Below are 15,505 nucleotides of genomic sequence, written 5' to 3'. Positions count from 1 at the left end.
GCAAGCGTAGCAGGACGCGAGAGCGAAGCAGGGCATCGGTAGCACCCAGGGAGGGGTTCACATCGCCCCCTCGTCGGTCCGGCGTTCCGGGGCCTGTCGCCGGATCAGCCCCGAGCGGGCATCCAGCTCCAGCGACATTGAGACCTCCCTGACCTGTCCCCGGCGCCCCTCGCTACCCTTCGTAGCCCTCGCTTCCGGCTCCTGGCTGTCGGCCTTAGCGCCGGTTGTCGGCCACGAATTGCTGCACCGCGGCAAGCTCCGCCGGCAGCACGGTATAGCGCTCCTCGCGCTCCAGCAGGTCGTCCATATGGGGCGGCAGCGGCACGCCCGGGAAGCCCGCCTTGACCACCGCCTCGGCGAACTTGGCCGGGTGGGCAGTGGCAAGCGTGATCATGGGCACGCTCGCCTCGCCCCGCTGCCGCTCCGCGGCACGATAGCCGGTGGCGGTGTGGGGGTCGAGGATCTCCTGGGTGCGGTGGTGCGCTTCGCGGATCACCTCCAGGATGGTGGCGTCGTCCACGCTGTGGCTGGCGAAGCGCTCGCGCAGCCGGGCCAGGGGCGCATCCGCCAGGACGGTGGGCTCGGCCTGGAAGCGTTCCAGCAGTGCGGCCACGGCACCGCCGTCGCGATCATAGGCCTCGAACAGCAGGCGCTCGAAGTTGGACGACACCACGATGTCCATGGAGGGCGCCAGGGTCGCCTTGAGCTCCTGCTTGGAGAAGTCGTTGGCGGCGAGCGTGCGGTGCAGGATGTCGTTGGCGTTGGTGGCGATCACGAAGCGCTTCACCGGCAGGCCCATGCGGTAGGCCATGTAGCCGGCGAAGACGTTGCCGAAGTTGGCCGAGGGCACGCAGAAGCTCACCTTGCGGTGAGGCGCGCCCAGGGCCACGCCTGCGGCCACGTAGTAGACGATCTGGGCCATGATGCGCGCCCAGTTGATGGAGTTCACCGCCACCAGCCGGGTGCCGTTCAGGAACGACTGGTCGGCGAAGCTCGCCTTGACCATGGCCTGGGCGTCGTCGAAGTTGCCCTCGATGGCGACGTTGAAGACGTTGTCGGCCAGCACCGAGGTCATCTGCCGGCGCTGCACCTCCGAGACCCGGTTATGGGGGTGGAGGATGAAGATGTCGAGGTTGTCGCAGTGGCGGCAGCCCTCGATGGCCGCCGAGCCGGTGTCGCCGGAGGTGGCGCCCATGATCACCGCCCGCTCGCCGCGCTTGGCCAGGAAGTGATCGAGGATACGGCCGAGCAGCTGCAGGGCCACGTCCTTGAAGGCCAGCGTGGGGCCGTGGAACAGCTCCAGCAGGAAGTGGTTGGCATCGAGCTGGTTGAGCGGCACCACCGCATCGTGGCTGAAGGTGGCGTAGGCATCATGCACGATGCCGCGGAACGTCTCGTCGTCGATCTCGCCGTTGACGAAGGGCCGCATGACCCGAAAGGCGATCTCGGCATAGGAGAGCCCGGCCATCCCCTCGAGCGCTTCGCTCGACAGCTGGGGATATCCTCCGGCACGTAGAGGCCGCCGTCGCTGGCCATGCCGGTGAGCACGACCTCCTCGAAGGAGAGCGCGGGCGCCTGCCCGCGGGTGCTGATATAGCGCATCGGTTATTCCTGCTCGTCCAGGGATTCGACGCGGATCCGCGTCACTGGCCCGGCGATATCGGCCAGCGACTCGATATGGCGGATCGCCTCGTTCATGTGCTGCTCGCGGGTCCGATGCGTCAGCAGGATGATCGGCACCAGCTCACCCTCGGTGGCCTCCTTCTGGATCAGCGCCTCGATGGAGATGCCCTGTTCGGAGAGGATGGTCGCCACCCGCGCCAGCACCCCGGGCCGGTCCACCGCCAACAGCCGCAGGTAGTAGGCGGAGATGATCTCCTCCATGGGCATGATCGGCAGCTGGCTGACGTCCTCGTCGATGCCGCTGAAGGCCAGATCGGGAACCCGGTAGTGATGGTCGGTGGTGATATCCCGCGCCACGTCGAGGATATCGGCCACCACCGAAGAGGCGGTGGGCTCGGCCCCGGCACCGGCCCCGTAGTAGAGCGTCGGCCCCACGGCATCGCCCATCACGGCGATGGCATTCTTGACCCCGTGCACATTGGCCAGCAGCCGCTCCTTGGGGATCAGGGTGGGGTGCACGCGCAGCTCCAGGCCAGCGTCGGTACGCTTGGAGATACCCAGATGCTTGATGGTGTAGCCCAGGTTGTCGGCCTGCTCGACGTCTTCGGCGGTGACCCGCGAGATGCCCTCGGTGAAGGCCTTCTCGAACTGCAGCGGGACGCCGTAGGCGATGGAGGCCAGGATGGTCAGCTTGTGTGCCGCATCGATGCCCTCGACGTCGAAGGTGGGATCGGCCTCGGCATAGCCCAGCGCCTGGGCCTCGGCGAGCACGTCCTCGAAGGCACGGCCCTCGTCGCGCATGTGGGTCAGGATGTAGTTGCCGGTCCCGTTGATGATGCCCGCCACCCACTGAATGCGGTTGGCGCCCAGCCCCTCGCGCAGCGACTTGATCACCGGAATGCCGCCGGCCACCGCCGCCTCGAAGGCCACAATCACGCCCTGCTCGTGGGCCGCCTGGAAGATTTCGTTGCCGTGTACGGCGATCAGCGCCTTGTTGGCGGTGACCACGTGCTTGCCGTGCTCGATGGCGGTCAGTACCAGCTCCCGGGCCACCTCATAGCCGCCGATCAGCTCCACCAGCACGTCCACATCGGGGTTGGTCGCCACCTCGAAGACGTCCGAGGTGGTCTTGAGGCCGGTGAGGTCACACTCCGGGTTGGGGGTGCGATAGGCGACCTGCTCGATGACGATCGGGCGGCCGGCCCGCCGCGCAATGTCGTCGGCGTTGCGCGTCAGCACGTTGAAGGTTCCGCCACCGACGGTTCCCAGCCCACAGATTCCCACTCTCACCGGTTTCAATGTCTTTCCCCTTTAATTACCTGTTGCCTTGTGTCTCAGCGAAGGTCGGCGGTCCTCTGCGGGACCGCCTGACCGGGATCGAACTCGTACGTTACATGCAGCGCCTAGCCTAGTCGTCCAGCCCCAGCATGCCGGCCAGCCGCTCGGCGGGCACGTAGCCGGGCACCATGCGGCCGTCGGGCAGCACGATGGCCGGCGTACCCTGCACGCCGATCTCCATGCCCAGATGATACTGCGACTCGACCGGATTGTCGCAGTCGGGGCTGTTGTTCAGCGCTTCCTGCCGCTTGGCCGTGGTCATCGCCTCGCTGGGGTTGTCGGCGCACCAGATCCGCTCCAGCACCCGCGCGCCCTCGGCGTTCATCCCGGTGCGCGGAAAGGCCAGGTAGTGCACCTCGATGCCCAGCTCGTTGAGGCGCAGCACCTCCTCGTGAAGCTGGCGGCAGTAGGGGCAGGTGGTATCGGTAAACACCACCAGCTCGGCGCGGCTCTCTTCGGTACCCCGGAAGATCACCCGCTCGGCATCGGGAATCGCCGCCAGGCGCGCGGCACGCTCGGCGTTGCCGGCCTGTTCGGTGAGATTGACCAGCCCCTCGGGGCCATTCTCGTAGAGATCGCCCACCAGGAAATAGCGTCCCTCGGCATCGCTGTAGAAGGACTCGCCGGTTTCCAGGCGCACTTCGAAGAAGCCCTCCACGGGCGTGGCCCGGACGCTGGCCACGGGCATCGGCTGGCCGCGCACTTCCAGGCGTTCGGCCAGGCGTTCGGCGGTGTCGGCCTGGGCGGCCAGCGGCAGGCCCAGGGCCATCAGGGGCAGACTGAGGGCGCCCAGGGCACCGGCAAGGCGAAGAGCGGATAGGGTCATGAATCAACCTCGAGGATGATGTTCGGCGTGCAGGGCTTCGAGTCGCGCCTGCGCCACATGGGTATAGATCTGGGTCGTCGACAGGTCCTGGTGACCCAGCAGCAGCTGTACGACACGCAAATTGGCCCCATGATTCAACAGATGCGTGGCGAAGGCATGGCGCAGCGTATGCGGCGACAGCGGCCGCGTGATGCCGGCGGTTAGCGCATGGGCCTTGATACGGTACCAGAAGGTCTGTCGCGTCATGGCCCGATCCCCCCGCCCGGGAAACAGCGCCGGGCGCGTCGGGTCCGCCATCAGGGCGTTGCGCGCCGTGCGCAGGTAGCGTGACAGCCAGTGTACGGCCTCTTCCCCCAGTGGCACCAGGCGATCCTTGTCGCCCTTGCCGCGCACCCGAACCACGCCCTGGCGAAGATTCACCGCGTCCAGGGTCAGGCCCACCAGCTCCGAGACCCGCAGGCCACAGCCATAGAGCACCTCGAGCATGGCCCGGTCGCGCAGCCCCAGGTCGGTGGAAAGATCCGGGGCCGCCAGCAGCCGCTCCACCTCCGCTTCGTCGAGGGTGTCCGGCAGGTCAGGGCGCACCCGCGGCAGCCGCACCTCGTTGAGCGGGTCGCGCTCGATGAGCCCCTCCCCCAGGGCCCAGCGGTAGAAGCCGCGCAGGCTCGACAGCAGCCGGGCATTGCTGCGCAACCGGTAGCCCTGCTCGCGGCGCGTCTCGAGCCAGGCGGCCAGCGTCGCCTCGCCGGGCGCAAGCAGCGATTCGCCTGCCTCCTCGAGGTGCGCCGACCAGGCCTCCAGGTCGTGCCGGTAGGCGGCCAGGGTGTTGGCGCTCGCCCCCAGCGCCAGCCAGCGGGCATCGAGAAAGGCGTCGATCAGGCCCATGGGGCTGCCGGCCATCGTCATGCGACTCCTCCCGTACCGCCGGCGCCGATGCAACGAAACCCCGCCCCGCGCAAGCGGTGACGGGGTTTCGCAGCGGGCCCACCCTGGGGTGCGCCCTCGGCCGACCCGGCTATCAGGACAGCTTTTCCTTGATGCGGGCGGACTTGCCGCTGCGCTCGCGGAGGTAGTAGAGCTTGGCCTGGCGGACGTCACCGCGACGCTTGACCGCGATGGAGTCGACCAGCGGGCTGTAGGTCTGGAAGGTCCGCTCGACGCCCACGCCGTGGGAGATCTTGCGCACGGTGAAGGCGGAGTTCAGGCCGCGGTTGCGCTTGCCGATCACCACGCCTTCGAAGGCCTGCAGGCGCTCGCGGCTGCCTTCCTTGACCTTGACCTGGACGACCACGGTGTCGCCCGGGGCGAATTCCGGCACCGCCTTGCTCATCTGCTCGGCCTCGAGCGCCTGGATCACCTTGTTCTTGCTGCTCATGACGATAACTCCTCGAAAAAACGTGACTCACCGATCCGGTTGGCTGCCGGTGAATCGTGATCCCGGCGCTCGAGCCTGCTCGAGAGCGCGGGAGACGATGGGTGACACAGGTCCACGACCCGGGCGGCCCGAAGGCACCGCCCTCAACGTCTCGCGTCCTGCACCTCCGCCCTGTCGTTGGACAGGCCGTATTCCTCGATGAACTCTTCCAGCAGCTCGCGCTGCTCCGGGTCCAGCGTCCTGCCTTCGAGCAGGTCGGGACGCCTGAGCCAGGTTCGCCCCAGCGACTGCTTCAGGCGCCAGCGCCGAATGGCACCATGGTGGCCGCTGAGCAATACATCCGGCACCCGCCGCCCGTCGATCTCCTCGGGGCGCGTATAGTGCGGGCAGTCCAGCAGCCCCTGGTTGAAAGAGTCCTCGACCGCGGAATCCTGATGCCCCAGCACCCCGGGGACCAGCCTGGCCGCGGCATCGATCAGCACCATGGCCGGCAGCTCACCGCCGCTGAGCACATAGTCGCCGATCGACCACTCCTCATCGATGTCGCACTCCACCACGCGCTCATCGATGCCCTCGTAGCGCCCCGCCACCACCACCAGCGGGGGGCCCGAGGCGAGCTCCTGCACCCCGCGCTGATCCAGCCGCCGCCCCTGGGGCGAGAGATAGATCACCCTGGGGCGCTGCCCGGTGACCTGTTCGGCCCGTTCGCGGGCGCTGTGGATCGCCGCGCGCAGGGTGTCGACCTTCATCAGCATGCCGGGGCCGCCTCCGTAGGGGCGATCATCCACGGTGCGATGCCGATCGGTGGCGTAGTCGCGGGGGTTCCAGCACTCCAGCGCGATATGCCCCTGTCCACGGCTCTACCGGTCACGCCGTGGCGAGTGATCGCCTCGAACATCTCGGGGAACAGCGACACCACGCCGATCCACAGACTCGGCCCGGGTGCCTCCTGGGCGTCCGGCTGACTCGAAAGTCGGGGTCCCAGTCGACGGTCATGACGCCGGCGTCCAGGTCCACGTCGAGGATCACCTCGTCGGGCAGGAACGGCAGCAGCCGCTCACGGGCGTCGATGGCCGACGGCGTTCCCTCGGGATCGCCCTTGACCACCATGACATCGTTGGCCCCGGTCTCGAACAGGTAGCGAATACGCCCCAGGGCCTCGCCCTCGCGAGTCACCACCGCGAGACCTTCCAACTGATGCCAGTAGTAGTCGCCGCGGGGCAGTTCCGGCAGGTCTGCCTTGGGCAGCAGCACTTCGGCGCCGGCCAGACGCTCCGCCGCGCCACGATCCTCGACGCCTGCCAGCTGGGCCACCAGGCCCTTGCCGTGCCGACGCCCCTGCAGCAGCCGATGACGGCTAACCGCCTGACCCTGGCGCAATACCCACTCGGGATAGTCGAGAATGCCGTCCATCGGGCTGGTATGGGAGTAGACCTTGAGCCACCCCTTGACGCCGTAGGGGCTGGTCAGCTTCCCCAGCACCACATGGCCGTCCCGCTCGATGTCTTCGGCTTGCTCGCTCATGTCATCACCGCCAAGCGACCGGTTCAGGCCTGCTTGCGGGCTTCCTTGACCAGCTCGGCCACGCGGTCGGACATCTGGGCGCCCTGGCTCTGCCAGTGGGTAATGCGGTCCAGGTCGACGCGCAGACGCTCTTCACCGCCACGGGCGATGGGGTTGAAGAAACCCAGACGCTCGATGAAGCGGCCATCGCGCGCGTTGCGCGAATCGGTCACGGTCAGGTGATAGAAGGGACGCTTCTTGGCGCCACCACGTGCCAGACGAATGGTAACCATGGCGTTAACTGTCCTTCGGTTGAGGTTACGTTTAATACCGATCTACGCCGGGCCCGGCAAATGGCCGGGGGCCTCGGCATCCTGCTCGGAAAGCGGGCCGATTGGCCCGCCTTCGCGTCGTTCGGTCACTGTTGCATGTCAAGCGTGCAGCCGTGCGGTTGCCACGGTCCTGCCATGAAGACGCAGCATTCTACGGAAAACCGCTCGACTTGGAAAGCCCGGCTCGCCATTCCTTTTTCAGGCGCGCCTGGGTAAGGCCGGCGTCAACGCCTGGGGAAGCCACCGGGGCCGCCCATGCCCCCATACCGCCGGGCCCGCCCATTCCGCCTGGGCCTCCCGGACCGCCGCCGCCCATCATGCCGGACATGCCGCGCATCATCTTCTGCATGCCGCCCTTCTTGCCGGCCTTCTTCATCATCTTCTGCATCTGCTTGTGCTGCTTGAGCAGACGATTGAGGTCGGGCACCTGCAGGCCGGCGCCGGCGGCGATGCGCCGCTTGCGCGAGCCGTTGATGATCTCCGGGCGACGGCGCTCCTTGGGCGTCATGGAGTTGATCAGCGCCTCGAGCTTGCCCAGCTCCTTCTCGGGGCCGGGCCCCTGGGCCATTTCGGCCATCTGCCCCATCCCCGGCAGCTTGCCGAGCAGCCCACCCATGCCGCCCATCTTCTTGAGCTGCTGCAGCTGGTCGCGGAAATCCTCGAGGTCGAACCCCTCGCCCTTCTTGACCTTCTTGGCGAGCTGCTCGGCTTTTTTCTTGTCGACGGTGCGCTCGGCCTCCTCGATCAGCGAGAGCATGTCGCCCATGCCGAGGATGCGCGAGGCCACGCGATCGGGGTGGAAGGGTTCCAGGGCATCGACCTTCTCGCCCACCCCCATGAACTTGATCGGCTTGCCGGTGATGTGGCGCACCGACAGCGCCGCGCCGCCGCGGGCGTCGCCGTCGGCCTTGGTGAGGATCACCCCGGTCAGCGGCAGCGCCTCGTGAAAAGCCTTGGCGGTATTGGCCGCGTCCTGGCCGGTCATGGCGTCGACCACGAACAGCGTCTCCTGCGGCTGGCAGGCGCGGTGCAGCTCGGCGATCTCGGCCATCATCGCCTCGTCGATGGCCAGGCGACCGGCGGTATCAACGAGCAGGACGTCGTGAAACTGAATCTTGGCGTGCTTGATCGCCGCCTTGGCGATATCGACGGGCTTCTGATCGGAGCGCGACGGGAAGAACTCGACGCCCACCTCGCCGGCCAGCGTCTCGAGCTGGTCAATGGCCGCCGGGCGGTAGACGTCGGCGGAGACCACCAGCACCTTCTTCTTCTCGCGCTCGCGCAGGTAGCGGGCCAGCTTGGCCACCGAGGTGGTCTTGCCCGCCCCCTGCAGACCGGCCATCAGCACCACGGCGGGGGAGCCCTTGAGGGCAAGCCCCTCGTTGGCCTCGCCCATGATCGCCTCAAGCTCCTGCTGGACGATCTTGACGAACTGCTGCCCCGGCGAGAGGCTCTTCGAGACCTCCTGCCCCACGGCACGCTCGCGGACGCGCTCGATGAAGGCCTTGACCACCGGCAGGGCGACATCGGCTTCGAGCAGCGCCCGACGCACCTCGCGCAGGGTGTCCTTGATGTTGTCCTCGGTCAGACGCGCCTGACCCTTGATGGACTTGAGCGTCTGCGACAGCCGCTCACTGAGATTCTGGAACATGGGCCACTCCGGCTGCGATCCTGGCAGTACCTGACGTCCCGCCGTGCGGGGGCGCTTGCAAGACAGGGTCTGTGACGATTCGCCACATGCGACTGGCGTCCTGCGATACCCGCAATACTGTAAAACAGTCGCGATCGACCGTCATTGTCGAACGTCGCATGGCGATGATTGGGTAGGAATTATACGCCTTGTGGCCGGCAGTCTCCATGCGACCGTCGGCCGCCACGGCAAGCGCCCCCGCTGTGCGACTCTGCATGAATTGGGTATAGTGGCAGCGCAACCGCGCAACACCCTGTCACACTCGATACGCTTAGACGCCGGCAACGGCGCACGGATGGCAACTGATGCAGGCGCTTTCACTGGCCGTCATGGCCCTGATCTTCTACATGGGTGCCGCCTCCTGGCAGGCAATGACGCTGCTGCGCCGCGCCCCGGCGCGGCCCGCCCTGGTCCGCACCCTGGGGCTGCTGGGCCTGCTGAGCCACCTGCCCCTGGCCGCCAAACTGGTCAGTCAGAGCCCCGGCATCATGCCCGGCCTGTCGACCAGCGCCGTACTGCTGACCGCCGTCATGGTCACCGTACTGCTCCTCGTGAGCCTCGCCAAGCCGGTGCTCAGCGTGGCGGTGGCGCTCTTCCCCATCTCCGGCCTGGCCCTGCTGCTGGCCGTGGGATTGCCCAGCCCCGAGCGCACCGGCGGCCTGACGCCGGGCATCGCCCTGCACGCCATCAGCTCGGCACTGGCCTTTGCGGTACTGGCCATTGCCGCCATTCAGGCGGTGCTGCTGGGGCTTCAGAATCAGGCCCTGCGCCACCACCGGATCCGCGGCATCGTCCAGTCGCTGCCGCCACTGACCACCATGGAACGGGTCCTCTTCGAGCTGATCTGGGGCGGCATGATCCTGCTGACCCTGTCGATCATCAGCGGCTTCGTGTTCCTCGACACCATGTTCGCTCAGCACCTGGCCCACAAGACGATCCTGTCGCTGGCCGCCTGGGTGATCTTCGCCGTGCTGCTGGTAAGTCACCACGTCCTGGGCTGGCGCGGCATGCGCGCAGTGCGCTGGACGCTGGGCGGCTGCGCCGTGCTGCTGCTGGCCTATTTCGGCAGCCGTTTCATGCTGGAGGTGGTCCTGCAGCGCGGCTGAGGCGAGCCTCGCCTTGACACTGCCGGGCCGACACCCTACAACACTGGGCTGACACGCCAGAGAGGAACCTTCGACTTGAGCGACGACTTCCCTGTGGGATTGCTGTTCGGCCTGCTTTTCCTGCTCGTCTTCCTTTCTGCCTTCTTTTCCAGCTCCGAGACCGGCATGATGTCGATCAACCGCTACCGCCTGAGCCACCAGGCCGGCAGCGGCGACAGCCGAGCCAAGCGTGTCGCTCGCCTGCTGGCCCGCCCGGATCGCCTGATCGGCGTGATCCTGATCGGCAACAACCTGGTCAACAACCTGGCCGCGGCCATCGCCACGGTGCTCGCCATCCACTTCTTCGGCGAGGTCACCGGCCCCGCCATCGCGCCGCTGGTCCTCACCATCGTCATCCTGATCTTCGCCGAGGTGACGCCCAAGACCTATGCGGCGGTCAAACCCGAGCGGATCGCCTTCCCCGCCTCCCTGGTGCTGGAACCGCTGCTCAAGCTGCTCTATCCGCTGGTGTGGCTGGTCAACGTCATCTCCAACGGCCTGCTCAGGCTGCTCGGCGTCAAGAGCATCGAGGGCGGCGGCGACCACCTGACCCGTGACGAGCTGCGCACCGTGGTGCACGAGGCGGGCACCCTGATTCCTCATCGCCACCAGGCGATGCTGCTGTCGATCCTCGACCTCGAGAACGTCACGGTGAACGACATCATGGTGCCTCGCCACGAGGTGGTCGGCATCGACCTGGATGACGAGCTCGAAGACATCCTGACTCAGGTCCGCACCAGCCAGCATACGCGCATCCCCGTCTACAAGGGCGACATCAACAACATCATCGGCATGCTGCACCTGCGCAACGCGGCGCGCTTCCTGTCCCGGGACGAGGTGACCAAGGCCTCCATCGTTCAGGAGGCCCGAGAGCCCTACTTCATCCCCGAATCGACGCCGCTGCACACCCAGCTCTTAAACTTTCAGAAGCAGAAACGGCGCATCGGCATCGTGGTGGACGAGTACGGTGACGTGGAGGGTCTGGTGACGCTGGAGGACATCCTCGAGGAGATCGTCGGCGAGTTCACCACCGACGTGGCCCAGGATCAGGACATTCACCATCAGGATGACGGCAGCCACCTCATCGACGGCACCGCCAACATCCGCGACATCAACCGCCTGCTGGGGTGGCAGCTGCCCACCGATGGCCCCAAGACGCTCAACGGCCTGATCCTCGAGCACTTGGAGTCCTTCCCCGATGGCCCCGCCTGCCTGCAGATCGGCACCACGCGCATGGAGATCCTCGAGGTGCGCGACAACCTGATCACCGCGGCGCGCTGCTGGCAGGCGCCTCGCCGGGCGTCACGCACCCGCGGCCACTCCCCCTGAGCGGCGGCGTCAACGACGCTGCAGCGGCGCGGCGGCCGAGCGGGCCCGCGACCAGGGCTCGGCCTCGGCCTTGAGCGCGCGAACCCTGGCCTCCAGGCGATCCCGCCGTACCTGGCGCGGCGGAATGGGCTCGCCGAAGTGCAGCGCCACCCGGGGGCGCAGGCGGCGCGGCCACTTGGTCAGCGCCGGCCCGCCCTGGTGAGACGCCCAGGAGCCCCACAGCCCGGCTAGACCGGCGGGAATCACCGGCACCGGATCCCGCGCCAGGATCAGCTCGATGCCGCGGCGGAAGGCATGGATCTCGCCATCCGGCGTCAGCCGCCCCTCGGGAAACAGCATCACCACCTCCCCGCTGCGCAGGGCCAGGCTGATTTCATCCAGGGCGCGGCGCACGCTGCCGGGGTCCCGGCGATCGGCGTCGACCGGTATGGCCCCGACCAGGCGGAAGAGCCAGTTGAGCCAGGGCGACTCGTAGATGGGGCGATCCATCAAGAAACGCAGCGGCCGCGGGCTGGCCCCGCCGATGACCAGCGCATCCATGAAGCTGACGTGGTTGCAGACCACCAGCGCCGGGCCGCGGGCCGGGATGAACTGGCGGCCACGCAGACGCAGCCGATAGATAGCGTGGATCAGCGCAAATACTATCAGGCGAATGACCGGCCGCGGGCGCCGGGAGCAGCGCCAGCCCCCCACCACGGCCAGCAGGCCAAGCAGGCCCAGAAGCGAGAGATTCACGTCATGTCGGACCGATGCTTGAGACCGGCGAGGGTCGTGGTCAAGAGCTGGTCGAGCAGCTCGCCCACCTCCAGCTGCTGCCCCTGCCAGTAGCCCAGGCGCTCGTTGAGCCCCAGCAGCACCAGGCCATGCACGCTGCCCCACAGGGTGCGCCCCAAGCGACGTGCCTCCAGGTCGCCCAGCGCCGGCTGATACTCCTTGAGCGTCGCCTCCACCCGCAGGAACAGCGCCTCGATCATGTCGGACTGACGCTGGTCGAGCTCGCCTTCCTGGGCCAGCGGGTAGTCGAAGAGCAGCTGCCAGCGATAGGGTTCGCGCTGGGCGAACTGCCAGTAGGCCAGGGCCAGGGCCTTCAGCCGCGGCTCCGGTGCCATCTCCTCTTCCAGCGGCTCGATGACCGTGCGCAGCAGGCTCAGGGTGTGAATGTTCACGTGCTGCAGCAGGTTGTTGAAGCTGCCGTAGAGCTTGAGCAGGGTGCTGGGTGCACAGCCCACTTCACGCGCCAGGGCGCGCAGCGACAGCGTATGGACAGGATTGTCCTGCAGCCAGGCATCGCAGGCCGCCATGACCTGGGCATGGAGCGCTTCGGGCGCATGCTGTCGGGGACGGGCCATCGGGCTCCTCGCGGGGACGTTAACTTCAGAGGCCATCATAGCGCACATCGAACACTGTTTTCGAGCATCGGCGAGCGCCCCCTTTCAGCCCTGTGAGACTTGGCTACTCTGGCGCCACCCCCTATCCGGAGTCGCCATGGCCGGCCGCCTGTTCATCCCGCCCCTCGATGCCGCCCACTTGCTGCCGGACCTGCGCCTCGACGCCCCGCTGGTAACTGCCACCAACCTGGCGCCGAGACGCCCCCTGTCGATCATTCGCCTGGAGGCCGGCACCCCCTGCCTGACCGAGGCCTTCTGGGGGCTCACGCCGCCCTGGCTGACGGTACTCGACCACGCCCCGCACTGCGCCCGGGCCGAATCGCTCGACTCGCGGGCCATGTTCCGCGACGCTTTCGCCGCGCGCCGCTGCCTGGTGCCGGCCGGCGGTGTTTACGTGTGGAAGCCCCAGCCGCGCTTCAAGCAGCCGTTCCTGGTCACCCGCCTCGACCGCCGTCCGCTGCTGCTCGCCGGCCTGTGGTGCCGCTACCACACCACCCTGACCGAGCACGCCGACTCGACGGCGCTGATTACCGTGCCCACCAATACGCTGCTGGCGCCGCTCAGCGACCGACTGCCGGCGATCATCGACGCCGCCGACGCCCCGCGCTGGCTGGACCCCTCACCCCCGCGGAGACGGCTCGCCGGCTGCTGATTCCCGCCCCTAGGGAACTGTTGGGCGCCTTTCCGGTATCAAGACGAGTGAACAATCCCCTGAACCAGGAGCCGAGTTGCGCCCACCCCACCGGCCCCATGCTGCGCTGGACACCCGAACAGGAGAGATGATGCCTACCCTTGCCGCAACGCTGCCCTACCGCCGCCACGCCCTGGCGCTGACCCTGGCCTTGCCTTTGCTGATCGTCGGCACGCTGCCCGGGATCGTCGAGGCGCGCCAGGTAGAGGCCGAGGAGGCCATCGCCGAGGCCATCACGCCCCGCGTCAGCCCCCACGACGAGCGCGACTACCGGGTGCTGACCCTGGACAACGGCCTGACCGCCCTGCTGGTCAGCGACCCCGAGGCCGACCGTGCGGCCGCCTCGATGAACGTCGCCGTGGGCAGCGCCCAGGACCCCGACGACCTGGCCGGTCTGGCCCACTTCCTCGAGCACATGCTGTTCCTGGGCACCGAACCCTATCCCGAAGCGGACGCCTACCAGCGCTATATCCGCCGTCACGGCGGCAACTTCAACGCCTTCACCGCGCCTCAGGACACCAACTACTTCTTCGACATCGAGCCCGACGCCTTCGCCGGGGCACTCGACCGCTTCAGCGCGTTCTTCCTGACCCCGCTGTTCAACGCCGACCAGCTGGAGAGCGAACGCAATATCGTGCACTCGGAGTACATGGCACGGATCCGCGACGACGGCCGTCGCGAGAACGACGTGCTCAATCAGGTGCTCAATCCCGACAACCCCACCACCGGCTTCTCGGTGGGCAGCCGCGAGACCCTGGCCGACCCGCCCGAAGGCGAGCCGACGCTGCGCGAGCGGGTGATCGACTTCTACGAACGCTACTACGACGCCAACGTCATGCAGCTGGCGCTGATCGCCCCGCACTCCCTCGACGAGTTGGAGATCCTGGTCGCCGAGCGCTTCGCCGACATCGCCGACCGCGGCCTCTCTCGCCCCGAGATCACCACTCCGCTGGCCCGCGAGGACGAGCTGCCGCGTTACCTGGAAGTGCAGTCGGTGAGTGATCGGCGCCAGCTGCGCTTTCTCTTCCCGGTGCCGGACCCGATTCAGGCGTATCGCCACAAGCCCGCCGACTACCTGGCCAACCTGCTGGGTCATGAAGGCGAGGGCAGCCTGCTGTCGGTACTGCGCGAGGCGGGACTGGCCGACGGCCTGGCCGCCGGGATCACCCGCGGCGACGGTCACCACGCCCTGTTTGCGGTCAGCATCAGCCTGACCCCCGCCGGCGCCGAGCGGCTCGACGATATCCAGGCCACGCTGTTCGATACCATCGCGTTGATCCGCGAAGCGGGGCTGGACGAGTGGCGCTACGATGAGCAGGCCCGGCTCGCCGAGCAGGAGTTCCGCTTCCAGCAGCACGGCTCGCCGCTGCAGGGCGCCATGCGCCTGGCCATGAACCTGGCGCGCTTCCCGATGGAAGACGTCCAGTATGCCGCCTACCGCATGGACGGCTTCGACCGGGAGCAGGTCGAGACCTACCTGGATGCCCTGCGCCCCGATCGCCTGCTGCGCCTCTACAGCGCCCCGGACGTGGAGGGCGAGCAGGAGTCGCCGTGGTTCGACGCCCCCTGGCGGGAGATCAGCCGGACCGCCGACGCCGAGGGCAGGCCGCTCGCCGGTCTGGCCCTGCCCGCCCCCAACCCCTTCATTGCCGAAGACCTCACGCTGCTCGAGGAGCAGCATGAACGCCCGGCGGCGCTGGTCGAGGATCCCAGCTTCAGCCTCTGGCACATGAGCGACGCCAGCTTCAACACCCCCAAGGTGGAGTGGCGCTTCAGCCTGCAGCACCCCGACGCCAGCGCCGACCCGCGCCGGGCCGTGCTGTCGCGGCTGCTGGCCGGCTGGCTCGACGACAGCCTCAACGAAGACTTCTACCCGGCACGGCTGGCCGGCCAGAGCGCCGAGGCCTACGCCCACGCCCGGGGCATCACCCTCTCCTTCTCGGGCTGGCGGGACCGCCAGGAGCAGCTGATCGAGCGCACCCTGATCCAGCTGCAGGAGGGCGAGATCGACGAGGCAAGCTTCGCTCGCGCTCACTACCGGCTGCAGCGTGAATGGCGCAATGCTCCCCAGGCCGCACTGTTTCGCCAGGGCCACCGCACCCTGGCCGAGGCGCTGATGCGCCCGCAGTGGCCGACCGAGCAGCTGCTGGAGGCGAGCCACGACCTCGGGGTCGATGACCTGCGCGACTACCGCGACGCCTTCCTCGCCTCGCTGCGCCTGGAGGCCATGGCGGTGGGCAACCTCGACGCCGAGCTGGCCAATCG

Annotated in this window: 9 protein-coding genes and 6 pseudogenes; 4 read left to right on the top strand and 11 right to left on the bottom strand. The window is 67.8% G+C overall.

All coding sequences use genetic code 11. From position 1 onward, the window contains the following. Positions 1-214: 214 nt before the first annotated feature. The 9 genes and pseudogenes from thrC to ffh form a co-directional block, all read right to left on the bottom strand. A pseudogene (thrC, locus tag ACSJDS_RS04205) lies at positions 215-1,602 on the bottom strand (threonine synthase). Positions 1,603-1,605: 3 nt separating this feature from the next. Further along, positions 1,606-2,922 carry a homoserine dehydrogenase gene (locus ACSJDS_RS04200; RefSeq protein ID WP_473032216.1) on the bottom strand — a complete coding sequence of 439 codons (1,317 nt, stop codon included), beginning with the start codon at positions 2,920-2,922 and terminating at the stop codon, positions 1,606-1,608. A gap of 109 nt (positions 2,923-3,031) precedes the next feature. Then, on the bottom strand, positions 3,032-3,787 hold the full coding sequence (locus tag ACSJDS_RS04195; protein WP_473032215.1) for a DsbC family protein: 756 nt from the start codon (positions 3,785-3,787) through the stop codon (positions 3,032-3,034). A 3-nt stretch (positions 3,788-3,790) separates the two neighbouring features. Further along, positions 3,791-4,672 carry a site-specific tyrosine recombinase XerD gene (gene xerD, locus ACSJDS_RS04190; RefSeq protein ID WP_473034975.1) on the bottom strand — a complete coding sequence of 294 codons (882 nt, stop codon included), beginning with the start codon at positions 4,670-4,672 and terminating at the stop codon, positions 3,791-3,793. Positions 4,673-4,805: 133 nt separating this feature from the next. Next, positions 4,806-5,162, bottom strand: a complete 357-nt coding sequence (rplS, locus tag ACSJDS_RS04185; RefSeq protein WP_238977431.1) for a 50S ribosomal protein L19 — start codon at positions 5,160-5,162, stop codon at positions 4,806-4,808. Between the two features lie 143 nt (positions 5,163-5,305). Next, positions 5,306-6,093 (bottom strand): annotated as a pseudogene (gene trmD, locus ACSJDS_RS04180) (tRNA (guanosine(37)-N1)-methyltransferase TrmD). Positions 6,094-6,131: 38 nt separating this feature from the next. Beyond that, a pseudogene (rimM, locus tag ACSJDS_RS04175) lies at positions 6,132-6,686 on the bottom strand (ribosome maturation factor RimM); the annotation flags it as partial. A gap of 23 nt (positions 6,687-6,709) precedes the next feature. Next, positions 6,710-6,958 carry a 30S ribosomal protein S16 gene (gene rpsP / locus ACSJDS_RS04170; RefSeq protein ID WP_102652817.1) on the bottom strand — a complete coding sequence of 83 codons (249 nt, stop codon included), beginning with the start codon at positions 6,956-6,958 and terminating at the stop codon, positions 6,710-6,712. A gap of 263 nt (positions 6,959-7,221) precedes the next feature. Further along, positions 7,222-8,648, bottom strand: a pseudogene (ffh, locus tag ACSJDS_RS04165) (signal recognition particle protein). Positions 8,649-8,992: 344 nt separating this feature from the next. On the opposite strand from ffh, the gene ACSJDS_RS04160 reads away from it, so the two are divergent. Together ACSJDS_RS04160 and ACSJDS_RS04155 are read left to right on the top strand one after the other, a co-directional pair. After that, positions 8,993-9,793 carry a cytochrome C assembly family protein gene (locus ACSJDS_RS04160; RefSeq protein WP_473032214.1) on the top strand — a complete coding sequence of 267 codons (801 nt, stop codon included), beginning with the start codon at positions 8,993-8,995 and terminating at the stop codon, positions 9,791-9,793. Between the two features lie 75 nt (positions 9,794-9,868). Next, the gene (locus ACSJDS_RS04155) at positions 9,869-11,161 is read left to right on the top strand and encodes an HlyC/CorC family transporter (RefSeq protein ID WP_473032213.1); all 1,293 of its coding nucleotides are present in this window, start codon (positions 9,869-9,871) and stop codon (positions 11,159-11,161) included. A gap of 9 nt (positions 11,162-11,170) precedes the next feature. Here ACSJDS_RS04155 and ACSJDS_RS04150 read toward each other — a convergent pair whose 3' ends face one another. Together ACSJDS_RS04150 and ACSJDS_RS04145 are read right to left on the bottom strand one after the other, a co-directional pair. Next, positions 11,171-11,896, bottom strand: coding sequence for a 1-acyl-sn-glycerol-3-phosphate acyltransferase (locus ACSJDS_RS04150; RefSeq protein WP_473032212.1), 726 nt, complete (start codon positions 11,894-11,896; stop codon positions 11,171-11,173). Beyond that, a complete protein-coding gene (locus ACSJDS_RS04145) occupies positions 11,893-12,510 on the bottom strand; it encodes a TetR/AcrR family transcriptional regulator (RefSeq protein ID WP_473032211.1) in 618 nt (205 codons plus the stop codon). Before ACSJDS_RS04145 ends, ACSJDS_RS04150 begins: the two co-directional genes overlap by 4 nt. Before the next feature lie 136 nt (positions 12,511-12,646). On the opposite strand from ACSJDS_RS04145, the pseudogene ACSJDS_RS04140 reads away from it, so the two are divergent. Together ACSJDS_RS04140 and ACSJDS_RS04135 are read left to right on the top strand one after the other, a co-directional pair. Continuing rightward, positions 12,647-13,332 (top strand): annotated as a pseudogene (locus ACSJDS_RS04140) (SOS response-associated peptidase). Beyond that, a pseudogene (locus ACSJDS_RS04135) lies at positions 13,329-15,335 on the top strand (insulinase family protein); the annotation flags it as partial. The pseudogenes ACSJDS_RS04140 and ACSJDS_RS04135, both read left to right, overlap by 4 nt. Positions 15,336-15,505: the final 170 nt, after the last annotated feature.

This window comes from Halomonas sp. SL18_1 (assembly GCF_055755715.1).
Note: the sequence above shows the minus strand (reverse complement) of the source record. Positions and strands in the feature narration are given on the sequence as shown.